The sequence below is a fragment of the Streptomyces sp. NBC_00989 genome, assembly GCF_045162655.1.
Taxonomy (GTDB): domain Bacteria; phylum Actinomycetota; class Actinomycetes; order Streptomycetales; family Streptomycetaceae; genus Streptomyces.
Genome location: NZ_CP108728.1, coordinates 7,548,413 through 7,573,515 on the forward strand (window position 1 = coordinate 7,548,413; position 25,103 = coordinate 7,573,515).

A 25,103-nucleotide genomic window follows, 5' to 3' on the forward strand; every position below is an offset into this window, starting at 1 on the left:
GGTACCGGCCCGCCCGCCCAAAGCTGGTCGGGACGAGACACGACGAGAGGAGCACATGATGCTTTCACTGGTGACAGGCTCGACGGGCCAGGTCGGACGCCGCTTCGTACCGAGGCTGCTGGCACAGGCCGGGCCGGGGGAGCGGGTGCGCGTACTGGTGCGGGACGCGGCCCGCGCCGAACGCTTCGCGGAACTGGGCGCGGAGGTCGTCCTCGGCGATCTGCGCGACACGGAAGCCCTCGGCAAGGCGGTCTCCGGCGTCGACGCGGTCGTGAACGTCGCCGCGTCCTTCCGCGGCGTACCGGACGAGGAGGCCTGGGCCGTCAACCACGAGGCGGCGGTGGCCCTGGGGCAGGCGGCGCTGACCTCCGGCGTACGGCGCTTCGTCCAGGTCAGCACGGGCCTCGTGTACGGCACCGGGCGGGGCCGCCCCATGACCGAGGAGGACGAGAGCCGCCCCGGCGGCGGGATGTGGGGCGCCTACCCCGCCGCGAAGGCGGCGGCCGAACGGGAGCTGCTCGCCCTGGACGGCATGGACGTCCGCGTCGCCCGGCTCCCCTTCGTCTACGGCGAGGGCGACCCCCACCTCGCCAACTCCCTGCGCTGGGCCGCCCATTGGGCCTCGAACCAACGCCTCCACATGGGCCACCACGCGGACGTCGCCCAGGGCCTCCTCCGCGTCCTGCACGCCCCGGGAATCGCCGGCCGCGTCTACAACATCGCCGACGACGCCCCGGTCACCGCGGTCGAACTCCATCTGCTCAACGGCGTCGAGATCCCCGCCGAACTCCACGAACGCACCGACCCCGACCCGTGGTTGGGCATCATGTCCACGGAGCGCATCCGCCGCGAGCTGGGCTACCGCCCGCTGTTCCCGACGGCGTGGTCGGCACGGGACGCGGGCGTGCTCTGACCCCGCCCCCACACCTGTTCAGTCCACCCCGCGAATCCGCCGGACCAGCAACGCCCCCACCATCCCGATCACCGCCGACACCAGGTACAGCACCCGGTACCCGCCCAGATACGTCACGATCGGCGCTGCGAGGGCGGGGGCCGCGACCTGCGGAAGGGCGTTGGCGACGTTGATGACGCCGAGGTCCTTGCCGCGGTCCAGGGCCTTCGGGAGCACGTCCGTCATCAGGGCGAAGTCGACCGAGGTGAAGACGCCGAAACCGACGCCCAGGACCGCCGCCGCGGTGATCGCGCCCGGCCAGGTCTGCCAGCCCGCGAGGACCGCTGTCGCGATCGCCATCAGGACACCGGACCAGATCACGAACGGCTTGCGGCGGCCGACCCGGTCCGACCAGACCCCGCCCACCACCACCGTGGCCAGCAGTGTCAGGCCGTTCACCGCCGTCAGGATCAGGACGCCCTGGTCGGGGTCGTGGTAGTGCAGGCTGTCGCGCAGGTAGTAGAGGAGGTAGAGGAGGACCAGGGCATTGCTCAGGTTGATCAGGAAGCGGGTCAGCCAGGCCCAGCCCAGGTCGGGATAGCGGCGCGGGCTCAGCCAGAAGCCCCGCACGAAGCCCGGCCAGGACCACACCGGCCGCTGCGTCGGCGGGAGCTGGAGATCCTTGTAGCGCAGCGCGTACGGCAGCACGCCCACCGCCGTGAACACCGCGCACGCCACATAGCCCGCCCCGACGCCCCCGGCCGCCGTCGCCAGACCCGTACCGCCGACCACGCCCAGGATCTGCGCGGCGCCCAACCAGCCGCCCACGGAACCGCGTTGGAGCCGCGGCACCCGGTCCGGCACGGCCGCCGTGACCGCCGCGAAGGCCGCGTTCAGGGTGAGCTGGACCAGGCACCAGCCGGCCGCCATCGTCCACACCCCGCCCGCGCCCGCGAGCAGCAGCAACGACAGCGCCCCGCCCGCGGCCCCGCCCACGATCCACGGCGTACGGCGCCCCCACCGCGCCGTCGTACGGTCGGACAGCGCCCCGAAGAGCGGATTGGCGACCAGCGACACCAGCGCGCCCGCGCCGGTCACCCACGCCAGCATCGACTCCTTGGACATGCCGGTGCCCGGCGCGAAGTCCTTCGCCTGCGACGCGAGCAGGATCTGCAGCGGGCCGTACCAGCCCACCCAGATCGCCCCGTTGGCCAGCGACAGCGCGGATGTCCAGCCCCGGCCCACGCGTTCGACGGGTTCGGCCAGGGCGAGCGCCGAAGTGGCCGTAGCGGGAGCCGTGTTGCCGTCGTCCACCGAACTCCCCGTCGTCGTCATCTCTGCGCCCGCAGCATGCCCTGGAACCAGCCGTACGACGCCTTCGGAGTGCGCGCCCGCGTCTCGTAGTCCACGTGTACGAGGCCGAACCGCCGCTCGTAGCCCTCCGCCCACTCGAAGTTGTCCAGCAGCGACCACACGAAGTACCCGCGGACGTCCACGCCCGCCTCCAACGCCCCGTGCAGCGCCCGGACATGGCCATCCAGGTAGGTGATCCGGTCCTGGTCGTCGATGCCGTCGTAGGAGCAGCCGTTCTCGGTGATGACCACGGGCGGGAGCCGGTCGCCGTAGCGGTCGCGGAAGGTGGTGAGGAGTTCCGTCAGGCCCTCGGGGACCACCGGCCAGCCGAAGTCCGTCACCGGGACGTTCTCGATCTCCCGTACGGAGAAGGGGAGTTCGGCGGGGAGCGTGAGGCCGCCGAACTCGATCTCCGCGCCCTGGGGTGCCCCGACCCTGGTCGGCGCGTAGTAGTTGATCCCGTACCAGTCGATCGGCTCGGCGATCACCTTCAGGTCGGACTCGACGTCGCCCGGCATCAACTCGCCCAGTCCGGAGGGGTACTCGCCGAGCAGGAGCGGGTCGGCGAACAGGCGGTTCAGGAGCAGGTCGTAGAAGTTCGCCGCCTCGATGTCCTCCGGTTCCTGCGAGGCCGGCCAGGTCGGGCCGTGGGAGTTGGCGATCCCGATGTCGGTGGCACCGGCCGCGCGCAGCGCCCGTACCGCCAGGCCGTGGGCCAGGAGTTGGTGGTGGGCGACCGGCAGCGCGTCGAACAACAGGGTCTTGCCGGGGGCGTGCGCGCCCAGTGCGTGGCCCAACAGAGTGTGTTCCGCGGGCTCGTTGAGGGTGATCCACTTCTTCACCCGGTCGCCCAGACGGTCGGCGACCAGCGACACGTACTCCGCGAAGTGCGAGGCCGTGTCCCGGTCCAGCCAGTCCTGCGTGACCGGCAGATCCCAGTGGAACAGGGTCGGGACCGGACGTACGCCCGCCGCGCACAGGTCGTCGACGAGACGGTCGTAGAAGTCGAGGCCGCCGGGGGAGTTCACCCGCGGCCAGGAGATCGAGAAGCGGTACGCGTCCACGCCCAGGCCGGCCAGGAGGGCCACGTCCTCGCGGTGGCGGTGGTAGTGGTCGCAGGCCACCGCCGCCGTCGAGCCGTCCTTGATCCGGCCCGGCTCCGCCTCGAACGTGTCCCAGACGGACGGTTCGCGCTCGTCCGCCGCGCCCTCGATCTGGTGGGCCGAAGTCGAGACGCCCCAGAGGAATCCGGCCGGGAACCGAGGTATCGGGTTGCCTGCATCAATCGCCATGCGCCGGATCATCCGTACCGGCGGTAACGGGTGTCAACGGGCGGGCGTGAACAAGCAGTTACGGCCCTCGTTCACGCGCCTTCCTTCAACACCTTTGAGATCAACTCCCGTTGCTCGTCCGTGAGCCGGGGATCGGCCGCGTACACCGTCCTGCCGTCCACCGTGATCTCGTAGTGGAAGCCGTCCGGGACGCCCGCCGTCGGCGTGCCCTGGCCGGCGGCGACCGCCTGCCGGGCCAGGGCATGCCACTCGTGCGCGTCGGGCCGCGTCGAGGTGTCGACCTCGCCGCGGCGCTGGATACCGCCGAAACCGCCCGTGCGCCGTACTTGAATACGCATGGTCCCTGTCTAGTACGGATCGGGTGCGGTTACGAGGCGGGGAACCCCTAGGTGGAGGAATCCCTAGTGGTGGGCACTCCGACCTGCTCCCACGCCTTCTCCACGGCCTGCAACTCCTCGCCGCCGTCCCCGAACCGGGCCTTCGCGGCGGCCACCGTGAGCGTCGCGAAGTCCGTGAACAGGGCGTCCTTCTTGATCTCGCCGCCGGTCAGGACGTCGTACCAGATCTGTCCCGCCTTCTCCCAGGCGTGGCCGCCGAGCGCGTCGGCGACCAGGTAGAAGGCGTGGTTGGGGATGCCGGAGTTGATGTGCACGCCGCCGTTGTCGCTGCCCGTCCTGACGAAGTCGTCCATCGTCGCGGGCTGCGGGTCCTTGCCGAGGGCGTCGTCGTCGTAGGCCGTGCCCGGGGCCTTCATCGAGCGCAGGGCGACGCCGGAGACGCGCGGGGCGAGCAGGCCCGCGCCGATCAGCCAGTCGGCGTCGGCTGCGGTCTGGCCGAGCGTGTACTGCTTGATGAGCGAGCCGAAGACGTCGGAGATCGACTCGTTCAGGGCGCCGGACTGGCCGAAGTAGGTCAGGTTCGCGGTGTACTGCGTGACGCCGTGGGTGAGTTCGTGGCCGATGACGTCGACCGGGATGGTGAAGTCGAGGAACAGCTCGCCGTCGCCGTCGCCGAACACCATCTGCTCGCCGTTCCAGAACGCGTTGTCGTAGTTCACGTCGTAGTGGACGGACGCGTTGAGCGGCAGGCCCTCGCCGTCGATGGAGTGGCGGTTGAAGGCGTTGAGGTACAGCTCGAAGGTGGCGCCGAGACCGGCGTAGGCGCGGTTGACGGTGGCGTCCTTGCCGGGGTCGGAGCCCTCGCTGCGGACCTTCTTGCCCGGCAGGTCCTGCTTGTGCTTCGCGTCGTAGATCGTGCGCTGCGGCTTGTCGGACACGACCGGCGCTTCGAGGAGCGGGGCGCCGATGACGGTGGTCAGCCGGCGGTGGGTGCGCTCGTAGGCGTCGCGCTCCAGGGTCTCGCGGGCGGGACCGGCGAGCGCGGGGTCCTCGTGCTGGGCGAGCCTGTCGAGGACGTGCGGCGGGACGATCGTGCAGAAGACGGGCTCGAAGCCCCCGTGAGTCGTCATGCCCGGCACCCTGGCACCGAGTGACGTGGATGTCACTACCGGCAACCATGATTGGTGGAAAACGCGGACATTCATCACAGTCTCGTAGCGGAGAGTGGTATACGACGGCGAATATCCCGCATAGTGATACGGCCCCCCGCACGGCGCACGTCTCGGCTAGTCTGCTGGACATCATGCGTATCGGGCTGCTTCTCCTTAGCTGCCGCGGCGAGGGCCTGTAGTCGTAGGCCGACCCCCTCCCCGCGGAGTCTGGCGTTGCGCCGTCGGCCGTCCTTCAGGACACCACGAGGAGCCCCCGCATCATGGCAATCAGCCACAGCCGTGCCAATCGCCAGCAGCCCAGTTCCATGCCGATCCGCAAGTACGGCCAGTACGAGCAGGTCGACATCCCCGACCGCACCTGGCCGCAGCAGCGGATCACCGTAGCCCCCCGCTGGCTCTCCACGGACCTGCGTGACGGCAACCAGGCCCTGATCGACCCCATGTCACCGGCGCGCAAGCGCGCGATGTTCGACCTGCTGGTCAAGATGGGCTACAAGGAGATCGAGGTCGGCTTCCCGGCCTCCGGCCAGACCGACTTCGACTTCGTGCGCTCGATCATCGAGGAAGAGGGCGCGATCCCGGACGACGTCACGATCTCCGTGCTGACGCAGGCCCGCGAGGACCTGATCGAGCGGACCGTGGAGTCCCTGAAGGGCGCCAGGCGCGCCACGCTGCACCTCTACAACGCGACCGCGCCCGTCTTCCGCCGTGTGGTCTTCCGCGGCTCCAAGGACGACATCAAGCAGATCGCCGTCGACGGCACCCGCCTGGTGATGGAGTACGCCGAGAAACTGCTGGGCCCCGAGACCGAGTTCGGGTACCAGTACTCGCCGGAGATCTTCACGGACACCGAGCTGGACTTCGCGCTGGAGGTCTGCGAGGCGGTCATGGACGTCTGGCAGCCCGGCCCGGACCGCGAGATCATCCTCAACCTGCCTGCCACGGTGGAGCGTTCGACCCCGTCGACGCACGCGGACCGGTTCGAGTGGATGGGCCGCCACCTGTCCCGCCGCGAGCACGTGGTGCTGTCGATCCACCCGCACAACGACCGCGGTACGGCCGTCGCCGCCGCCGAGCTGGCGCTGATGGCCGGCGCCGACCGCGTCGAGGGCTGCCTGTTCGGACAGGGCGAGCGCACCGGCAACGTCGACCTGGTCACCCTGGGCATGAACCTGTTCTCGCAGGGCGTCGACCCGCAGATCGACTTCTCGAACATCGACGAGATCCGTCGTACGTGGGAGTACTGCAACCAGATGGAGGTCCACCCGCGCCACCCGTACGTGGGCGACCTGGTCTACACGTCCTTCTCCGGCTCCCACCAGGACGCCATCAAGAAGGGCTTCGACGCGATGGAGGCCGACGCCGCCGCCAAGGGCGTCACGGTCGACGACATCGAGTGGGCCGTCCCGTACCTGCCGATCGACCCGAAGGACGTGGGCCGGTCCTACGAGGCCGTCATCCGGGTCAACTCGCAGTCCGGCAAGGGCGGTATCGCGTACGTCCTGAAGAACGACCACAAGCTGGACCTGCCGCGCCGGATGCAGATCGAGTTCTCCAAGCTGATTCAGGCCAAGACGGACGCCGAGGGCGGCGAGGTCACCCCGAAGCAGATCTGGGCGACCTTCGAGGACGAGTACCTGCCGAACCCGGACAACGCCTGGGGCCGTATCCAGGTGAAGAACGGCCAGTCGACCACCGACACCGACGGCGTGGACACGCTCAAGGTCGAGGCCACCGTCGACGGCGTCGACACCGTGCTGACCGGCTCCGGCAACGGCCCGATCTCCGCGTTCTTCGACGCCCTGGGGTCCGTCGGCATCGACGTACGGCTCCTGGACTACCAGGAGCACACGATGAGCGAGGGAGCCTCCGCGCAGGCCGCCTCGTACATCGAATGCGCGATCGACGACAAGATCCTGTGGGGAATCGGCATTGACGCGAATACGACACGTGCGTCCCTGAAGGCGGTCGTCTCCGCCGTCAACCGCGCTACCCGCTGAACCATCCTGACCGGCGGTTTACTCGTCGCGGAAGGGCCCCGTACGCCGGTCTCCGGCGGGCGGGGCCCCGTCGTTTCCCGGCCATTCCATGTGCAGGTCACGGAGAGGTCTCGTCCGGGGTACTGACTCCGGCTCGACAATGTGGCTAACATCACGCCAGCGCGGCGATGTTGCCGCGGCGTTACGGAGGTGCGACGTGCTGCCTGAACGGGGACGAGACGGCCGAGCGGTCCATGAGGGCCGTGCGGCACGCGTGCTGGGCATCCGTACCGCGTGGACCAGCGTCGGGGACGGCGAGTTCTTCTGCCCCGGATGCGGGGGCGACCGCAACTACCAGCGGCTCACCGGGCGCCGTCGCTTCACCCTGCTCGGCATGCCCGTGCTGCCGCGCGGAGACACCGGTCCCGTCGTCGAGTGCGCGGCCTGCCAGGGCCACTACGGCACCGACGTCCTCGACCATCCCACCACGAGCCGTTTCTCCGCGATGCTCCGCGACGCCGTGCACACGGTCGCCCTCGCGGTCCTCGCGGCAGGCGGCAGCTGCGCCCGTACGTCCCTGGAGGCCGCCGCGGGCACCGTGCGGGCCGCCGGCTTCCAGGACTGCACGGAGGACCAGCTCGGCGCCCTCGTCGAGGCCCTGGCCGCCGACACCGGCCGCGTCTACGGCGAACCCAGCGGTGCTGGCCTCGCCATAGAGCTGCACGAGGCCCTCGACCCGCTAGCCCCCCACCTCGCCCCCGCGGGACGCGAATCGATCCTGCTGCAGGGCGCCCGCATCGCCCTCGCCGACGGCCCCTACACCCCCGCGGAACGCGACGCCCTCGCGACCGTCGGCGCCGCCCTCACCATCTGCGCGGACGACGTGACCCGGCTGCTGGCGGCGGCGCGGACACCGTCGTAGACCCGTCACCGTCGTAGCCCCGCATCCCGTCCTGGCCCCGCCCAGTACTCCCCAGGGAGTAATACGGCCGCGCGGACACCCCTGGCAGTAGTCCCGAACTCGCCCTCCCGCGCGACGATTTGCCCCTCCCGCGCCGGAAGTCTGGAGAGCGCAACCAGACATCCGCGCCGGAGGGGGGCCCGTTCCATGGGGGCCGAACAGAGGAACAGCACACGCCGACGAGCCATCCCCTGGGTGATGCTCGCGCTCTGGATCGGGGTGCTCGCGCTCGCCTCGCCGTTCGCGTCGAAGCTCGGCGACGTCACGCACGACAGAGTCACCGACTATCTGCCGGCGAGCGCCGACTCCACCCAAGTCGCCAAGATCCAGCAGGAGTTGCCGGGCGGCCAGACCACCGAACTGGTCCTCGTCTACCACCGCGCCACCGGACTCACGGCCACCGACAAGGCGACGGCGGCCCAACAGGTCACGCGGGTAGGCACGTTGCACCCGCTCGCCGCGACCCCGCGAGGCGTCCCGTCCGCCGACGGCACCACCCTCATGTACCCGGTCACCAGCAGCTGGCCCGGCACCGACGAGAAGAAGCGCACCGCCCTCGTCGACGACATCCGCCAAGTCACCCACGGCACCGGCGGGTTGACGGTCGAGGTGGGCGGCCCCGGCGCCCTGGCCACCGACTCCGGCAAGGTCTTCGACTCGCTCGGCGGCCCCCTGCTCTACACGACCGTCGCCGTCGTCGCCGTCCTGCTGATCATCATCTACCGCAGCCCGGTCCTCTGGCTGGTCCCCCTCGCGGTCGCCGGAGTCGGCGACTTCCTCTCCACGGGCGTCTCCTACGGCCTCAACCACGCCTTCGGGACGACCATTTCGGGCCAGAGCACGGGCGTGATGACGATCCTCGTCTTCGGCGCGGGCACCGACTACGCCCTCCTGCTCATCTCCCGCTACCGCGAGGAACTGCGCCGCATCGAGCGCCCCTACGACGCGATGCGCGCCGCCCTGCGCGGCTGCGGCCCCGCCGTCCTCGCCTCCTCCGGCACGGTCGCCGCCGGACTGCTCTGCCTGCTCGCCGCCGACCTCAACTCCAGCCGCGGAATGGGCCCGTTGGGCACGGTCGGCGTCCTGTCCGCACTCGCCGCGATGCTCACGCTCCTCCCCGCACTCCTCGTCCTCCTGGGCCGCCGAGTCTTCTGGCCGCTCGTCCCGGCCTACGGCTCCACGCCCAAGGCCCGCCGGTCCCTGTTCACCGCGATGGGCAGCTCCGCCGGACGCCGCCCGCTGCTCGTCCTCGTGGCCGGCGCCGCCGTACTGGGCGCACTCGCCCTGGGCACCCTCAACCTCCCCGGCTCCCTCAAGCAGGACGACTCCTTCGTCGACCGCCCCGACTCCGTCACCGCGATGCGCACCCTCGCCGAGGCCTACCCCGAACGCTCGGCGCAGCCCATCGACGTGATCACCCCGGCCGCCCGCACCGACGCCACCCTCGCCACGATCCGGGCCACGCACGGTGTCGCCGGCGCCTGGCAGGGCCGTAGCGGAAACGGCTGGACGGAGATCTCCGTGACCGCCGTGGGCGCGCCGCAGTCGGCGGCCGAGACCCGCACCATCACCGACCTGCGGCACACGCTCAAGGGGTCCTATGTCGGTGGCCCGAGCGCCCAGCAGCTGGACCTCCGGGACACCAACGCGCGGGACCGGATGGTCGTCGTGCCGATCGTGCTCGTGTCCGTGCTGCTGATCCTGATCGTGCTGCTGCGGTCGCTGGTCGCGCCGTTGATGCTGGTGGCCGCCGTGATCGCGGTGTGGGGCGCGGCGCTCGGCATCGGGGGGCTGGTGTTCGGGCCGGTGTTCGGCTTCGCCGGGACCGATCCGGGACTGGGTCTGCTGTCCTTCGTCTTCCTGGTGGCGTTGGGCGTCGACTACGGCATCTTCCTCATGCACCGGATGCGGGAGGAGGCGATCGGGGGCGCCGAACCGGTCGCCGCCGCGCTGACCGCCCTGCGGACCACGGGCGGGGTCATCGCCTCCGCCGGGCTGGTCCTCGCGGCGACCTTCGCGGTGCTGACGAACATGGGGTTGGTCCAACTCGTCGAGCTGGGCTTCGTGATCGCGGTGGGCGTGCTGCTGGACACCTTCCTCGTGCGGACGTACCTGGTGACCAGCGCGAGTGTGCTGCTGCGGCGGAAGGTGTGGTGGCCGGGACGGCTGTCCCGGGAGCCCGAGGCCGTACGGCCGGAGCGGCAGCCGGAGCCGGTGTGAGGCGCTCGCACGGGGCCGGTGGAGGATGAACCCCGTGCAGGCGATGAGGCTGAGTGCCCGGCGGCAGGACGTGTTCCTCGCCGTCGGGCTCGCCGTGCTCGCGTCCGTCGTCGCCGTCAGCTTCGGGAGCGGACGGCGGCCGGACGCGCTCGGCTGGACGCTGCTGCTCGCGCTGCACGTCCCGCTGGCCTGGCGGCGACGGGCCCCGCTGGCCGTGCTGTGCGTGATGATCCCGCTGATCGCGTTCTACCACCAGCAGGAGTACGACCACTCGGCGCCGACCGCCGCCTCCATGGTTCTCCTCTACACGGTGGCCGTCACCGGCAGCACCCGGCGGACGGTGACCATCGGCTGCGCGGTGGTCGCGCTGATGCTGGTGCTGAAGGCGGGCCACGGCATGGCGGGGGTCGCCGTCAGCTTCCAGATCACCGGCTGGATCGTGTCGATGCTCGTCCTCGGCGGCTACCTCCGCGTCCACCGTCAGCTGACGGAGGCGGCCCTCGAACGCGCCGAGCGCGCCGAACGCACCCGCGAGGAGGAGGCCCGCCGCCGCGTCGCCGAGGAACGCCTGCGCATCGCCCGCGACCTGCACGACCTGCTCGCGCACAGCATCACCCTCATCGGCGTCCAGACATCGGTGGCCGCGCACGTACTGTCCGAGGACCCCGGCCGCCTCGACCGCGCCGCCGTGGCCAAGGCCCTCGACGACATCGCCGACACCTGCCGCGGCGCACGCGGCGAACTGCGCACCACGCTGGAGGTGCTCCGCGAGCACGGCCCCCTCGACGACGAACACGGTCCACTCGACCAGCGCGGCCCGCTCCCCGGCCTCGACGGACTGCCCGACCTCGCCGCTACGGCCCGTGCGGCGGGGGCGCAGGTGGAACTGTCGGTGGGAGCGGCCGCCGTCATCCCGGCGGCCGTGGGCGCCGCCGCGTACCGGATAGTCCAGGAGGCACTCACCAATGCCGTACGACATGGCGGGCGCGCCGACCTCACGGTCCGGGTCGGCGTGCACGAGCGGGACGGAGCCCTCCGCGTGGACGTCACGGACGACGGCGCGGGCAGCGGTTCCGCGCCGCCCGGCTTCGGGCTTGTCGGTATGCGCGAACGGGTGCGCAGCGTCGGCGGCACGCTGGACGCCGGGCCGCTGGACGAGCGGGCGGGCTTCGCGGTGAGCGCCGTACTGCCCTTGCGGGCGCGGGGAGAGGAGGGGGTGCGGTGACCGCGATCCGGGTGCTGCTCGCCGACGACCAGACCCTCGTACGGGCCGCGTTCGCGATGCTCGTCGAATCGGCGCGGGACATGGAGGTCGTAGGACAGGCAGCGACCGGCCGCGAGGCGGTGGCGCTGGCCCGCACCTCGCGCGCGGACCTCGTCCTGATGGACATCCGCATGCCGGACCTGGACGGCATCGAGGCCACCCGCCTGATCGCGGCCGACGAGGACCTCACCGGGGTGCGGATCCTCGTCCTCACGACCTACGACACCGACGAGAACGTCGTCGAGGCGCTGCGCGCCGGCGCCTCCGGATTCCTGGTCAAGGACACCCGTCCGGCCGAACTCCTCGACGCGATCCGCACGGTGGCGGCCGGAGAGGCGCTGCTGTCGCCGGGCCCCACGTCCCGACTGATCGCCCGTTTCCTGCGCGGCCCCGCCGCGCCCGCCACCGGCGGCCCCGACTGCCTCTCCGAACGGGAACGCGGAGTCCTCGCCCTGGTCGCGCGCGGCCTCAACAACACCGAAGTAGCCGAAGCGTTGGGCCTGAGTCCGCTCACCGCGAAGACGCACGTCAGCCGCATCATGGGCAAGCTGGGGGCGCGGGACCGGGCACAGCTGGTGATCGTGGCGTACGAGTCCGGGATGGTGACACCGGGGAGGCTGTGACGGATGACGGACAGACAGGCGAGAGCGATGACGATCCTGAGCCGCACGCTGCTCGTGACAGCAGTACTGGTCGCTCCGGTCACCTTCGCCGCGCCCGCCTCCGCGCGCTCCGGCTGCACGTCCTCCGTGCCGTACGTCTCGGGAAGCGGCGGCTACGACACCTACCGCATCCCGGCGACCGTCGTCACCGGCCGGGGCACCGTCCTCGCCTTCGCCGAGGGACGCCACAACAGCGCGGGCGACACCGGCAACATCGACGTCGTCCTCAGACGCTCCACCGACGGCGGCTGCACCTGGGGCCAGTTGTCGGTGGTGGCCGCGGGCGAGGGGGACACCCGGGGCAACCCGGCCCCTGTCGTCGACCCCCGCACCGGCGCGATCGTGCTGGTCACCTCCTACAACAGCGGGACCGTCACCGAGGGCCAGATCATGCGGGGCGAGGTCACGCCCGAGCAGAGCCGCCGGGTCTTCGTGCAACGCAGCTGGGACGACGGACGGAGCTTCACCGCGCCTCGGGACATCACGGGGGAGGTGAAGCCGCCGAGTTGGCGGTGGTACGCGACGGGGCCCGGACACGCGGTCGCGCTGACGCGGGGCGTGCATGCGGGACGGTTGGTGGTCCCGGCCAACCACTCCGCCGCACCGGCCGCCGGCTCGACCGACACCGGGCAGGAGGCGAAGTACTACGGCGGGCACGACCTGTACAGCGACGACGGGGGCGAGACGTGGCACCTGGGGTTCGTGGACGCCACGTACGACAGGGTCGACAACGCGAACGAGTCATCGGCGACCGAACTCCCCGACGGCAGGCTGTACTTCAGCTCGCGGGATCAACTGGGGACGAGTACGGGGAACCGGCTCGACACGTACTCCAGTGACGGGGGTGTGAGCCTTGACCGGCCCTACGCGGTGCAGCACACGTTGGACGACGTGCCGGTGGTGGAGGGGAGCGTGCTGCAACTGGCGGGCACCGGTGGGGCGTTGTTGTTCTCGGCGCCGTCCGTGCCCAACGTCCGCCAGGGGATGGCGGTTTGGCGGAGCGGGGATGCTGGGGCGAGCTTCGTGAAGGCGGTCACGCTGTCGCCGCAGCGGGCGGGGTACTCCGATCTCGTGCAGGTGGGGTCGGACACGGTGGGGGTGTTGTACGAGACCGGGGTGACGGGGACGTACGACACGATCGAGTTCCGGCGGGTGGGCGTGGCTGAGCTGGGTGGGAGCGGAGCCCCCAGGGGTTCGCCTCTCAACACACCGTAAACAGGCGGGTGGGAAACCCGTTACAGCAACCCCGCCGCCGCCAAGAACTTCCCCACCCGGCCCACCTCGTCCGGCGACAACGACACCTGCGGCTCCGCAGTCGCCGCGCACTCGATCACGCCCCGCAGATGCAGCGCGGCCTTGAACGCCCCGAGTGCCGACGAGCTGCCTCCCATTCGCGCCGGGTCACCGACGCCGACCAACCCGAACAGGGCGCACAACCGCTCCTGTTCGGCACGGGCCCGGTCCCAGTCGCCGGCTCGGCACAGCTCGTGGAGACGGACGTACCCGTGTGGATCGACGTTGGCGAGACCAGGTACCGCCCCGTCCGCGCCCAAGGCCAGCGCCGAGTCGACGAACAGCTCGGAACCGGTCAGCACGCTGAACCCGGTGATGTCCGGATGGACACGCGCGCCGGTGACCACCGTACGGAAGCCGCCGAGGTCGCCGCTGGAGTCCTTGAGGCCGGCGAGGACACCCTCGGCGGCGAGTTCGAGGAGCAGGTCGGCGGGCAGCTTGGTGTGGACGGAGGCGGGGAGGTCGTAGGCCACGACAGGGACCGGCGACGCGGCGGCGGTCAGGCGGTAGTGGCGGGCGATCTCGGCGGGATGGGTGCGCGTGTAGAAGGGCGCGGTCACCACGACCGCGTCCGCCCCCGCGTCCGTCACCGCGGCCACATGGTCCAGGACCCGAGGTGTGGTCATGTCGATCGCCCCCGCCAGCACGGGGAGTTGACCCCCTACATGAGCCACCACCGCCTCGACGACGTACCTTCGCTGCCGGTCCGTCAGATACGCCGCCTCCGAGGTCGAGCCGAGCAGGAACAGCCCGTGCACCCCGGCCTCCACCAGATGGTCGACGAGCCTGAGCAGTGAACGGACGTCCACCTCGCGGTCCGGTGTCAGGGGTGTGCAGACGGGCGGTACGACACCGGTGAGCGGGGCGGGGAAGGTCATGAAGGCTCCAGGGGGCGGCTTTGGCGAACGAGGTCGCCGGTCGACAGATCCTCCTCCACAGGATGGTGGCAGCGGTAGCGATGCCCCGGCGTCGACGCGGGCGAAAAGTCCGGCATGGCGGAGGCGCACGCCTCGTCCGCCTTCCAGCAGCGGGTGCGGAACGGGCAGCCGCTCGGCGGTCGCGTGGCCGACGGCACCGGTCCGATCAGCGGGATCGGGTCGATGGGGTGGAGGAGACCGGGGGTCGCCGAGAACAAGGCGCGGGTGTACGGGTGCCGCGCCCGGTCGGTGACCTGGTCGGCCGGGGTCTCCTCGACGATCCGGCCGAGGTACATGGTGATCACGCGGTCGCTCATCCGCCGTACCGTCTGGATGTCGTGGGACACGAACACCAGCGCCAGGCCCAGGCGTTCCTTCAGGTCGAGGAGGAGGTTGAGGATCTGGGCCCGGACCGACACGTCCAGTGCGCTGGTCGGTTCGTCGGCCACCACCAGGTCGGGATCCAGCGCCAACGCCCGTGCGATCGCGACGCGTTGGCGCTGGCCGCCGGAGAGCTGCCCGGGCAGGCCGTCCGCCAGTGCGCGCGGGAGGCCGACCAGGGACATCAACTCCCGTACGCGGTCCTCCCGTTCGGCCCGCGTACCGCGACCGTGCACGTCCAGCGGATCCCGCAGTATCCGGCGGATCGTCAGCCGACGGTTCAGCGCGGTCGACGGGTCCTGGAAGATCATGCCGATGCCGGTGCCCACCGCGGCCCGGCGTTCGCCGTCCGGCATCGACCACAGGTCGCGGCCCCGGAACGACACCGTGCCCGACGTCGGCCGCTGCACGCCCACCAGGACCTTCGCCAGCGTCGACTTGCCGCAGCCGGACTCGCCGACCACGCCGACCGTCTCGCCGGGCGCGATGGTGAGGCCGGCGCCGGTCAGGGCGTAGACCCGGTCGCGGGTGAACAGACCGCCGCCGCGCGCCTTGTGGACGACATGGGCATCGGCCAACTCGACCAGCGCTCCGTTCACTTGACCTCCCGCCGGCTCAACATCCGCGACGCTCACTCGGCCGCCCCTCGCTCAACCGCCGCGCCGCTCACGTGACCGCCTCGCTCTCCGTCGTCACCAGGTCGATCGCCGGGTGGTGGCAGGCCGCCGTGTGCGTACGCGGGCCGACCAGGTCGGGTGCCGTCGTACGGCAGATGTCGCTCGCCAGCGGGCAGCGGTCCGCGAAGCGGCAGCCGGCCGGGAAGTCGGCGGGGGAGGGGACGACGCCCTTGATCTGGGTCATCCGCTCGGCCGCCGACTCCAGGGACAGCACGCTGCCGAGCAGGCCGCGCGTGTAGTGGTGGGTCGGCGACTCCACCAGGTCGGCGGTCACGCCCGTCTCCACGATCTGCCCGCCGTACATCACCACCACCCGGTCGGTGACGTCGGCGATCAGCGCGAGGTCGTGCGAGACGAGGATCAGCGCGAAGCCCAACTCCGCGCGCAGGCCCAGCAGTAGCTCCATGACCTGCGCCTGCACGGTGACGTCGAGGGCGGTGGTCGGTTCGTCGGCGACGATCAGCTTGGGGTCGCGGGACAACGCCATGGCGATCAGGACGCGTTGGCGCTGGCCGCCGGAGAGTTCGTGCGGGTAGCTGCGCAGGGTGCGGTCCGGGTCGAGGCCGACCATCGTCAGCAACTCGCCCGCCCCACGGCGCCCTCCGCGCCGTATCACCTGTTTGAGCTGGGCGCGGATCGTCATCGCCGGGTTCAGGGACGAGAGGGCGTCCTGGTAGACCATCGCCATCTCGTGGCCCAGCAGTCTGCGGCGGACGCGCATCGGCTCGCCCACCAACTGCCGCTGGTTGAAACGGACATGGCCGCGCACCCGCGCCCCCTTCGGTTCCAGGCCCATCACCGCGAGCGCCGTCAGCGACTTGCCGCAGCCCGACTCGCCCACCAGGCCCAGGACTTCACCCGCCCGCACCTCGAAGCTGATGCCGTCGACGATGTCCACACCGTGGTGCCGGCCCTCGAAGCCGATCGCCAGGTTCTCGACCGCGAGGACCGGTTGGCCGTCCGGGTCGGGCAACGGCCGTGCGCGGGACCGGAGTCGTAGCGCCGCCTCCGTCAGGCCGGGGAGCGGGAGCACCTCGCCGCTGCCGGGCTCGGGCGCGTCGAGCGGGTCCTCGTCGTGCCGTACGTCCACCTCGCGCGGGGCCGGTGCCGCCCACGCGTCGGAGACTCCCTCGGACAGTATGTTCAGCGAGAGGACCGTGATCAGCATCAGCAGACCGGGGAAGACCGTCGCCCACCAACCCCCGGTCAGCACCATGTTCTTGCCGTCCGCGATGACACTGCCCCAGGACGGGTCCGGGGGCCGTACGCCCGCTCCGATGAACGACAGCGACGCCTCGAAGACGATGGCCTCGGCGACCTGCACCGTGCAGAACACCAGGATCGGAGCGGCGCAGTTGACGGCCACGTGCCGGATCACGATGTGCGGGGTGCGGGCGCCGATCACCCGCTCGGCCGTCACATAGTCCTCGCCGTACTGGTCAAGTACGTTGGCCCGTACGACCCTTGCGACCGGCGGCGTGAACAGGAACGCGATCGCGCAGATCAGTACGGTGATCCCGCCGCCGAACACCGCGACCAGGACCGCCGCGAGCGCGATGCCGGGGAACGCCATCACCACGTCCAGGCAGCGCATCAGCGTCTCGTCGACGCCCTTGCGGGAGGTCGCGGCGACCGCGCCGATCAGCGCGCCGACGACCAGGGCCAGCGCGGTCGCCCCGAGGCCGATCGCGAGGGACCAACGGGCGCCGTACATCAGCCTGCTGAGGATGTCCCGGCCGAGACTGTCCTGGCCCATCCAGTGGTCGGCGGAAGGGTGTCCGGTGCCGTCGACGGGGAGCCGCTGGTCGAGCGGGTCGTCGGGCGCGAGGAGGGGTGCGGACAGCGCCACCAGCACCACGACCGCGAGAAAGCACACCGCGACCTTCGACAGCAGCGGCAGCCGACGCCAGCCATGCAGCCGGATGCCGGGCCGGGACAGGGTCTCGGCGAGGCCCTCGCGGGAGAACCGGGGGAACTGAGTGAACATCAGGAAGCATCCCTCAGGCGGGGGTTGACCAGCAGATAGAGGATGTCGATGACGAGGTTCACGACGACGAACCCGGTCGCCGTCGTAAGTACCACGCCCTGGACGACGGCCGGGTCGCCGTTCTGCACGGCGTCGATCATCAACTTGCCCATCCCGGGGAGGGAGAAGATGGTCTCGATGACGACCGCACCGCCGAGCAGATATCCAACGCGCAGGCCCAGCACGGTCAGTGGGTTCATGAGGGCGTTGCGGAGCACGTTCCGGCCGACCACGACCCGCGGCGGCAGGCCGCTGCCGATCGCCGTCCGGACGTAGTCCTTGTCCAGCTCCTCGACCACCGACGTCCTTACGATGCGCGTGAGTTGGGCCGCCACCGGCAGGGACAGCGCCAGCGCCGGGAGCGCCATCGTCTTGAGCCAGCCGGTGAGGGAGTCCGCCGGGTTGATGTAGCCGCCGGTCGGGAACCAGCCCTGGTCGACGGCCAGGTACTGGATCATCAGCAGCGCCAGCCAGAAGCCGGGCGCGGCGACCCCGGTCAGCGACACGACCCGGATGATCTGGTCGGGCAGCCGGTCACGGTAGATCGCCGCCGTCACCCCGCCGAGCAGCGACAGCACCACCGCGATCCCCAGCCCCAGGAAGGTGAGTTGGAGGGTGAGCGGCAGCGCGGTGGTGACCTGCTCGACGACCGGTGCCCGGGTCAGCGCGCTCGTGCCCAGGTCGCCGTGGAGGAGGGCGCCCACGAAATGGACGTAGCGCAGAGGCAGTGGATCGAGCAGGCCGTTCCGCTCGCGGAAGTCGTGGAGTTGCCGCGCGGTCGGGTTGGCGCCCTGGAAGAACGCGGACGCCGGGTCGACGTCCGAGAAGCGCATCACCACGAACACGAACAGCACGATGCCGAGCATCAGCGGCACGAGCAGGACGATCCGGCGGGCCAGAATCCGGAGGACGGTGACCATGGTCCAACTCCCGTACTGCTAGACCCACTTGGCCTGGAGGACATTGATGCCGGGGTAGGGCTGGGCCCTTATGCCCGTCAGCTTCCTCGGGTCCCAGGCGGTCATCAGCTCGTTGTGGACGACCGGGTAGAGCACGGCCTGTTCGGCGACGGTGTCGATGTAGTCCTGGATCATCGTCTTCTTCTTCGCCGCGTCCGGTTCCCGGGTCGCCCGGTCCATGTCCTTGAAGAGCTGCTTGGCGACGGGGTTCCCGGCCCAACGGGCGTAGCCCATCCAGAGGTTCTGCGGGCCGTAGTTGTAGTGCATGATCAGGTCCGCGTCGAGACCGAACTGGTTGGGGTTGGAGGCGGCGGCGACCACTTGGTAGTCCTGCTTCTGGTCCATCTTGGTGAAGACCGCCGTGGTCTCCTGCGGGGAGAGCGTCGTCCGCACGCCGATCGCGTCCCAGGACGCCTTGATGGTGGGCAGGCAGTCGACGATCCAACTCACGTTCACCGCGAGGATGTTGACCTTCAGCCCGCTGACCCCGGCCGCCTTCAGCAGTGCCTTCGCCTTGTCGGGGTCGTAGTCGTAGACCGTCTTCGCGCGCCGGTGGGCCGGGTTGCCCTCGTCGAGGAACGACGTGGACGGCTTCCCGTGCCCCCGCAGGGCGACCTGGACCATCTTGCCGGTGTCGATGGCGTAGTGGAGCGCCTGGCGCACCCGTACGTCGTCGAAGGGCTTGTGCCGGGTGTTGAACATCAGGAACAGGTTGTTCATCCCGGCCCCGCCCGCGACCGTCAGCCCGCCGCTCCGCAGCCGCTGGATGTTGGCGTAGGGGATGTTGTCGGCGATCTGCGCGCCCGCGCTCGACCCGGAGATCTTGGCGACCCGGGGTGCCGCGTCGACGATCGTCAGCCAGTTCATCGTCTTGAAGGCGGGCGGGCGCGGGCCGTTGTAGTCGGCGAACGCGGCGAAGGTCGTGTTCGACTTCGGGTGGTGCGCGGTCTGCCGGTACGGCCCCGAGCCGACCGCCTTGCCCTGGATCGCGTCGTCCCAGGCGCCCGGCTCGGAGTAGATGTGCTTCGGCATGATCTTCGCGAGGGTGAGGCGTGAAATCCCGTCCGGGAAAGGGAACTTGAGGACCAGCTCGACGTTCCGCGCGTCGATCTTCCGCACCTCCTTCAGCCAGCTGGCGAAGAAGCCCTGCGCGAGGGTCGTCGTCTTCGGGTCGAGGATGCGGTCGAAGACGAAGACGACATCGTCGGCGGTGACCGGCTGCCCGTCGTGGAACCTCGCGCCCGCCCGCAGCGTGAACGTCCACGAGGTGCCGCTCGTGTCCTTCGGCACGGCCGTCGCCAGCGCCGGGTAGGACGCGCGGGTGATCGGGTCGGTGTCGAGCAGCCCCTCGTAGATGTGGTTGTTGCCGGCCATCGCGAACGCGGACGCCGTCTGCGTCGGATCCCAACTGCCGTCGTTGCCGTAGCCGATCACCGCGGTCAGCGTCCGGTTCTTCCCGGTGCCCCCGCCGCCGGTGTCGTTCGTCGACTGCGGACCCGACGAACAGGCCGTCAGGGACGAGGAGATCGCGGCCGCGGCGCCCAGCGCGCCGGAGTACTTCAGGAACGCCCGGCGGTGCAGCGCGGGCACGTTCTGGGTCACGTCTTCGCGCATGGTTACTCCAGGAGGTACGACGTCCTACGTCCTGCGGTCAGCGCGACCATAAGAGCGGCCGTGGGGACGGTCAAGGCATCGCACACGAATGGCGTAGCCGTCAGAGGTCGGACCAATGGCTGTTTGAAATGGCACGTGGAATGGCACGTGGAATGGCGTGAGTTGACCGTTCCTCCGAGTGGTTCGAGCCCAGACATGGGACGTGGGATGTCTGGTGCGGCTACGATGCGGCGCATGTCCGGGGAACCGAGGAACAGTCGGATACAGCGCGAGGTCGTCCAGCTGATCCTCGACCGCGGACTCCCGCCCGGCGCGCCGCTGCCCACCGAGACCGATCTGATGGAAGCCCTCGGCATCAGCAGAAACTCCGTCCGCGAAGCCCTCAAGGCGCTCCAGGCCCTCGACATCGTGGAGATCAGACACGGCTACGGCACCTACGTCGGCCGCGCCTCGCTGACCCCGCTCGTCGACGGCCTCACCTTCCGTACGCTCACCCGGCGCGAGGACGACGCGGACGCGCTGGCCGAGATCCTCCAGGTGCGCGAGGTGCTGGAGGAAGGCCTGATTCATCGGGTCGCCGCCACCGTCACCGAACCGGAACTGGACAGACTCGAAGCGGTGGTGGACCAGATGGCGGAGGCGGGCCGCGCCGGCCGCCCCTTCCCCGAACTCGACCGCGAATTCCACGAGTTGCTCTACGCCTCACTCGGCAACGAACTCGTCCCCCAACTCCTCGGCGCCTTCTGGACGGTGTTCCACCGGGTCGCCGGAGCCCGTGGCCGGCCCGACGACCCGGCCCCCGAACTCACCGTCCGCCGCCACCGCGACATCGTCACCGCGCTGCGCGCCCGCGATGTCGAGGGCGCGCGGCGCGCGATGACGGACCACTTCCGCGGCATCGAGGCGCGGGCCGCGCGGGAGTCGCGGGGAGTGGGGTGACCGCTCTTTGACGGACCGGCCTTTCACGGACCGGCCCTTTCACGGACCGGCCCTTTCGCTGACCGACTCTCTTGCCGGCCGGCGCTATTTTGCTGTGGTCACCCCACGTTGACGGAGTACGAGCCGCTGCTCAGCTTGCCCCGCCCCCTGAACACCTCCGTGCCGGCCTCCACGCTCGTCAGATACGCGTTGTTGGCCAGCAGCCGGCGCTGGACCAGGGCGTCGGCCATGGCGGTGATGTCGGTGGTCGCCGAGTTCGTGTTGGCGACGCGGACGTACGAGTAGACGTTCCAGCTGCTGGTGACCCGGCCCGCCTGGTCCTTGTTGACGATCTTCCCGACGTACAGGTCCCAGGCCGTGCCGCCGATGGTGACCCGCTCGCGTTTCGTGCCCAACGGGCCTGCTCCGCCTTGGTGGTTGAGCCAGATCATCATCTCGTCGTGCGGCTGGTCCTTCCAGTCCGGGTTGGACTTCTGGTGGAACCAGACGTCGTAGGAGACGTTCATGACGGACGGGGTGTTCTGGGTGATGTTGAAGGCCCAGTTCGAGGTGACCTTGCGGCGGCTGTTGAGCTGGACGGGCAGCTTGGTGGTGGTGTCCTTCCAGCCCCAGTGCCAGCCGAGCACGATGCTGCCGTAGGCCTTGACGCCGGTCGGGTTGCCGCCCGACCAGTCGAAGGACGTCTCCCAGTTGACCTTGCCGCCCCGGTAGGAGTTGAGCCAGGTGCACTGCTTGCCGGTGGCGCCGCTGGCGCCCCAGACGTTGTTGTTGAGGTAGTACGGGGACGCCTTGATGGTGTTGAAGGCGGTGCAGTTGTCGGCGGCCCGCGCGGAGGGGGCGAGCAGGAGCGGGGCGGCGACGGCGGCGGCGACCGACGCGGTGAGGGCTCTGAGGGCGCTTCGGGAGAACATCGTCGGTGCTCCTACTTGTAGGTGATGTCGGAGGATTTGTAGATGCAGTTCCGGCCGTCGGGGCCGGACCCGACCTTCGCGGGTTCGCCCGAGGTGACCCCGCGGAACTTCTGGCAGACGACGATCTTGCGGCCCGGGTCGCCCTGGATGGTGATGCGGCTCAGGCGTGCCGTGTCGCCGTACGGCGTGGAGTTGATGCCGACGACGTCGAGGCCGGGGGACTTCACGGTGACGTTGTCGAGGACAACATGGCGCTGGTACTGCGTCTTGCAGTTGCCGCAGGAGCGGTAGAGCTTGCCGAAGTTCTCGACCTTGAAGTTCCTGATGACGAAGGTGCCGGGGCCGTTCTGCTGGAACACCTTGTCGGCCGCCTTGCGGGCGCCGCCGCCGTCGATCGTCATGGTCTGGTTCGCGGCGGTGCCCTTGAAGGTGGCCGCGTCCTCGCCGACGTCCTCCCACCACACGTTCTTCAGCGTGCAGGTGCCCCGGCAGTGGATGCCGTCGGCGGCCGGGGAGCCGATGATCACGTTCGAGACGGTGGCCTTGTCGGCCAGCTCCAGGACCGGCGGCTGGTTCTCGGCCTGGTCCCCGCCGGCGAGCGCACCGGCGCCCACGAAACGGGTGAAGTCGAAGTCCCGGTTGCCGGTGACCTTGATCGTGGCGCGTACCTGCTGGACGCGCTTGGCGGCCGGCCAGTCGGCGGCGGGCCGCGCGGAGCCGGTGGCGGACTGTGCGGAGTCGGTGGCGCCTGGGAGGTCGGCCGCCGCGACGGTGGTGGGGACGGAGGAGACGAGTGTCGCCGCCACGAGGACGGCGAGCGGCAAGAGGGTGCGTTTTCGGATGTGCATAGTCGGATCGTTGGCAGAGACTCCGCTCCGGCGCGCGCGGTGTCGTCCGAACGTATGACCGCAGGCCTCGAACGGACGGGCCGCGAACGGACGGGCCGCGAACAGAGGGTCCTCGAAGGCGCGGTCCAGTCCCTACGCTGGCGGTGTGACCGAGACCTGGCCAGAGACCTGGAACCCCACCGCCACCGGCGTCCTACGGCTGCCTTCCGGCCGCCTGATCCGGGGCCGCGGCCTGCGCCGACCGCTCCCGGCCGACGGCCCGGCACCGACGTACGGCGTGTATCTGCTCGGCGGCCCGCCGCCTCAACTCGCCTGGGAGACACGGTGGTTGCGCTGGCCGGACTTCCGGCTGCCCGCCGACCGCGCCGAGGCCCGCACCGTCCTCACCGAGGTCTGGCAGCGGGCCCGTACCGAGCGCGTCGAGCTCGCCTGCGGCGGCGGCCGGGGCCGCACCGGCACGGCACTCGCCTGCCTCGCGGTCCTCGACGGGGTGCCGCCGGGGGAGGCGGTCGCCTACGTCCGAGCCCACTACGACCGGCACGCGGTGGAGACGCCGTGGCAGCGGCGGTACGTACGACGGTTCGGGCAGGTGCGGCAGGTGCCGGTGTCAGACCCGGCGGGCCCGGAAGCGTAGGCCGCCGCTCTCCGGGTGCAGGTCGACCGTCGCGTCCGTGAAACCGGCCCGCTCCAGCCGGGCCGGGAGCGTCGCCGGATCGAGGGTGTTCATCGTGTCCCGGAAGTGCAACACCCGGAAACGGAAGCCGGGTTGGCTGTCGCTGCCCGCGAAGGTGCCGCCGGGGCGCAGCACGCGGAACGCCTCGGCGAAGATGCGGTCCTGGTGGGCGGCCGTGGGCACGTGATGCAGCATCGTGAAGCAGACGACGGAGTCGAACGCCCGGTCCGGCAACGGCAGTTCGGCGCCGTCCGCGTGGAGCACGGTGGCCCGGTCGCCCCACTGGGACTGGAGCAGCCGTGCGGTGTCGGCGTCGATCTCGGCGGCGGTGAGATGGTCGACCCGCTCGACGAGGACGCGGAGGTTGGCGCCGTAGCCGGGGCCGATCTCCAGTACGTCCGCGCCGAGTTCGACGTGTTCCAGGGCCCAGGGCAGGATGCGGTCCTTGGTCGTCCGCGCCCATCCCTCGGAGCTGCACAGCTTGCGGTGGGCTCGGTTCATCGGCATACGTCGACGCTAGGCGAGAGGGCGGCTGTCCACCACAGGCCAGGCCGCCGTGCCATGTCGCGGAACGGACAGCGCGGGGACGTCGGCCCGCCTCTTCGTCGCGGAGACGGTCCTTGGGTTCGGGCAGTGGCGGGAACGGCTGCGGACGCGGGCCGCGTTGCCGTTCCTCGCCGAGGGGCTGCCGGTGGAGCCCGTGGCAGTACTACCCGCGCTGGGGGCGGTACTTGCCGTACTAGCTGACCGCTTCCGCCACCAACTTCGCCGTGTCCGCGACCAGTTGGTTGTCGTACGGCGCGTCGGGCAGGGTCGGCTTCGTCGTCAGGACCGCGAGGACGACCGGGTCACCGGCCTCCGTCCAGGCGATGCCGACGTCGTTGGCGGTGCCGTAGTCGCCGCTGCCCGTCTTGTCGGCGATCGTCCAGGTCGCGGGGAGCCCGGCGCGGAAACGGGCGGCGCTCGTCGTGTTGTTGAGCAGCCAGGCGGTGAGCCGGTCGCGGTCGGGGCGGCGCAGGGCGTCGCCGAGGACGAGCTTGCCGTACAGGCCGGCGATCGCGCGCGGGCTGGTGGTGTCGGTGATCCGGTCCGGCTCGGCCGAGTTCAGCTCGGTCTCCCAGCGGTCGAGCCGGGTGACCCGGTCGCCGAGGGAACGGGCGAAGCGGGTGACGGCGGTGGGGCCGCCCAGTTCGCGCAGGATCAGGTTGCCGGCGCCGTTGTCGCTGAACCGGATGGCCACGTCGGCGAGTTGCTCGACCGTCATGCCGTCGGCCAGGTGCGCCCGGGTCTGGTCGGAACCGTCGACCAGATCGGCCTCCGTGTAGTGCACGACCTTGTAGAGGACCTCTCCGTGCCGGTCCAGGTCCCGCAGGACGGCCGCGGCGGCGAGCGTCTTGAACACCGAGCACATCGGGAAGAGTTCGTCGGCGCGGTGCACGACGGTCTTCTTCGTACCGAGGTGATGCGCGAACACGCCTACGCGGGCGCTGTGTTGCTCCTCAAGGGCGCGCAGGCCCGTCGTGACGTCGGTGCTGGTGCTGGTGCTGGTGCTGTCTGATGCCTGGGCCGCGGAGGCACCGGCGAGGAGGGTCGCGGCGGTGGCGGCACCGGCGGTGAGCAGGGTGCGGCGGGTGGCGGTGGTGGTGGCGGTGCGGGTCGTAGGGGCCGTAGAAGACTGTTCGGAGCCTGAGATCACGCTCTCCTTTGTTCGGTTTCCGGCAACGATCTCTGC

22 protein-coding genes are annotated in these 25,103 nt (G+C 70.6%); 9 read left to right on the forward strand and 13 right to left on the reverse strand.

The features are described from left to right. Positions 1–58: 58 nt before the first annotated feature. Positions 59–913: an NAD-dependent epimerase/dehydratase family protein gene (locus OG714_RS33680; RefSeq protein WP_406132053.1), complete on the forward strand. Its 855-nt coding sequence runs from the start codon at positions 59–61 to the stop codon at positions 911–913. 18 nt (positions 914–931) lie between these two features. Here the strand turns inward: OG714_RS33680 and OG714_RS33685 are convergent, their stop codons facing one another. The 4 genes from OG714_RS33685 to OG714_RS33700 are packed head-to-tail and all read right to left on the reverse strand — an operon-like array spanning position 932 to position 5,005. After that, positions 932–2,227, reverse strand: a complete 1,296-nt coding sequence (locus OG714_RS33685) for an MFS transporter (RefSeq protein ID WP_406126679.1) — start codon at positions 2,225–2,227, stop codon at positions 932–934. After that, positions 2,224–3,549 carry a GH1 family beta-glucosidase gene (locus OG714_RS33690; protein ID WP_406126681.1) on the reverse strand — a complete coding sequence of 442 codons (1,326 nt, stop codon included), beginning with the start codon at positions 3,547–3,549 and terminating at the stop codon, positions 2,224–2,226. Before OG714_RS33690 ends, OG714_RS33685 begins: the two co-directional genes overlap by 4 nt. Before the next feature lie 59 nt (positions 3,550–3,608). Then, positions 3,609–3,875, reverse strand: coding sequence for a protealysin inhibitor emfourin (locus tag OG714_RS33695; protein ID WP_406126683.1), 267 nt, complete (start codon positions 3,873–3,875; stop codon positions 3,609–3,611). A gap of 47 nt (positions 3,876–3,922) precedes the next feature. Next, complete coding sequence (locus OG714_RS33700; RefSeq protein ID WP_406126685.1) at positions 3,923–5,005, reverse strand: M4 family metallopeptidase; 1,083 nt, start codon at positions 5,003–5,005, stop codon at positions 3,923–3,925. A 302-nt stretch (positions 5,006–5,307) separates the two neighbouring features. On the opposite strand from OG714_RS33700, the gene leuA reads away from it, so the two are divergent. The 6 genes from leuA (at position 5,308) to OG714_RS33730 (ending at position 13,348) form a co-directional block, all read left to right on the forward strand. Beyond that, the gene (gene leuA / locus OG714_RS33705) at positions 5,308–7,047 is read left to right on the forward strand and encodes a 2-isopropylmalate synthase (RefSeq protein WP_406126686.1); all 1,740 of its coding nucleotides are present in this window, start codon (positions 5,308–5,310) and stop codon (positions 7,045–7,047) included. A 196-nt stretch (positions 7,048–7,243) separates the two neighbouring features. After that, positions 7,244–7,948, forward strand: coding sequence for a TerB family tellurite resistance protein (locus OG714_RS33710; RefSeq protein WP_406126688.1), 705 nt, complete (start codon positions 7,244–7,246; stop codon positions 7,946–7,948). A 186-nt stretch (positions 7,949–8,134) separates the two neighbouring features. Continuing rightward, positions 8,135–10,207 carry an MMPL family transporter gene (locus OG714_RS33715; RefSeq protein ID WP_406126690.1) on the forward strand — a complete coding sequence of 691 codons (2,073 nt, stop codon included), beginning with the start codon at positions 8,135–8,137 and terminating at the stop codon, positions 10,205–10,207. 25 nt (positions 10,208–10,232) lie between these two features. Continuing rightward, a complete protein-coding gene (locus OG714_RS33720; RefSeq protein ID WP_406126691.1) occupies positions 10,233–11,432 on the forward strand; it encodes a sensor histidine kinase in 1,200 nt (399 codons plus the stop codon). Next, positions 11,429–12,094, forward strand: a complete 666-nt coding sequence (locus OG714_RS33725) for a response regulator (RefSeq protein WP_406126693.1) — start codon at positions 11,429–11,431, stop codon at positions 12,092–12,094. The genes OG714_RS33720 and OG714_RS33725 overlap by 4 nt, the downstream gene beginning before the upstream one ends. 27 nt (positions 12,095–12,121) lie before the next feature. Further along, positions 12,122–13,348: an exo-alpha-sialidase gene (locus tag OG714_RS33730; RefSeq protein WP_406132054.1), complete on the forward strand. Its 1,227-nt coding sequence runs from the start codon at positions 12,122–12,124 to the stop codon at positions 13,346–13,348. A 20-nt stretch (positions 13,349–13,368) separates the two neighbouring features. On the opposite strand, the gene OG714_RS33735 is transcribed toward OG714_RS33730, so the two are convergent. The 5 genes from OG714_RS33735 to OG714_RS33755 form a co-directional block, all read right to left on the reverse strand. Further along, entirely contained in the window at positions 13,369–14,304 is a 936-nt protein-coding gene (locus OG714_RS33735; protein ID WP_406126695.1) for a dihydrodipicolinate synthase family protein, read from the reverse strand. Continuing rightward, the gene (locus tag OG714_RS33740; protein WP_406126697.1) at positions 14,301–15,323 is read right to left on the reverse strand and encodes an oligopeptide/dipeptide ABC transporter ATP-binding protein; all 1,023 of its coding nucleotides are present in this window, start codon (positions 15,321–15,323) and stop codon (positions 14,301–14,303) included. Before OG714_RS33740 ends, OG714_RS33735 begins: the two co-directional genes overlap by 4 nt. A gap of 67 nt (positions 15,324–15,390) precedes the next feature. Further along, positions 15,391–17,388 (reverse strand): dipeptide/oligopeptide/nickel ABC transporter permease/ATP-binding protein, encoded by a 1,998-nt coding sequence (locus OG714_RS33745; protein ID WP_406126699.1) that lies wholly within the window; start codon positions 17,386–17,388, stop codon positions 15,391–15,393. After that, complete coding sequence (locus tag OG714_RS33750; RefSeq protein WP_406126701.1) at positions 17,388–18,347, reverse strand: ABC transporter permease; 960 nt, start codon at positions 18,345–18,347, stop codon at positions 17,388–17,390. Before OG714_RS33750 ends, OG714_RS33745 begins: the two co-directional genes overlap by 1 nt. Positions 18,348–18,365: 18 nt before the next feature. Then, positions 18,366–20,000, reverse strand: a complete 1,635-nt coding sequence (locus OG714_RS33755; RefSeq protein ID WP_406126703.1) for an ABC transporter substrate-binding protein — start codon at positions 19,998–20,000, stop codon at positions 18,366–18,368. 225 nt (positions 20,001–20,225) lie between these two features. Here OG714_RS33755 and OG714_RS33760 point away from each other — a divergent pair, with 225 nt between their 5' ends. Then, complete coding sequence (locus OG714_RS33760) at positions 20,226–20,939, forward strand: FadR/GntR family transcriptional regulator (RefSeq protein WP_406132055.1); 714 nt, start codon at positions 20,226–20,228, stop codon at positions 20,937–20,939. A gap of 98 nt (positions 20,940–21,037) precedes the next feature. On the opposite strand, the gene OG714_RS33765 is transcribed toward OG714_RS33760, so the two are convergent. Together OG714_RS33765 and OG714_RS33770 are read right to left on the reverse strand one after the other, a co-directional pair. Further along, positions 21,038–21,850: a GH12 family glycosyl hydrolase domain-containing protein gene (locus OG714_RS33765; RefSeq protein WP_406126704.1), complete on the reverse strand. Its 813-nt coding sequence runs from the start codon at positions 21,848–21,850 to the stop codon at positions 21,038–21,040. Positions 21,851–21,861: 11 nt separating this feature from the next. Continuing rightward, positions 21,862–22,698, reverse strand: coding sequence for a pectate lyase (locus OG714_RS33770; RefSeq protein ID WP_406126705.1), 837 nt, complete (start codon positions 22,696–22,698; stop codon positions 21,862–21,864). 145 nt (positions 22,699–22,843) lie between these two features. Here OG714_RS33770 and OG714_RS33775 point away from each other — a divergent pair, with 145 nt between their 5' ends. Further along, positions 22,844–23,332: a protein phosphatase gene (locus OG714_RS33775; protein WP_406126707.1), complete on the forward strand. Its 489-nt coding sequence runs from the start codon at positions 22,844–22,846 to the stop codon at positions 23,330–23,332. Here OG714_RS33775 and OG714_RS33780 read toward each other — a convergent pair. Further along, a complete protein-coding gene (locus tag OG714_RS33780; RefSeq protein ID WP_406126708.1) occupies positions 23,306–23,878 on the reverse strand; it encodes a class I SAM-dependent methyltransferase in 573 nt (190 codons plus the stop codon). The genes OG714_RS33775 and OG714_RS33780 overlap by 27 nt on opposite strands. Positions 23,879–24,110: 232 nt before the next feature. Then, positions 24,111–25,067, reverse strand: a complete 957-nt coding sequence (gene bla / locus OG714_RS33785; protein WP_406126710.1) for a class A beta-lactamase — start codon at positions 25,065–25,067, stop codon at positions 24,111–24,113. Positions 25,068–25,103: the final 36 nt, after the last annotated feature.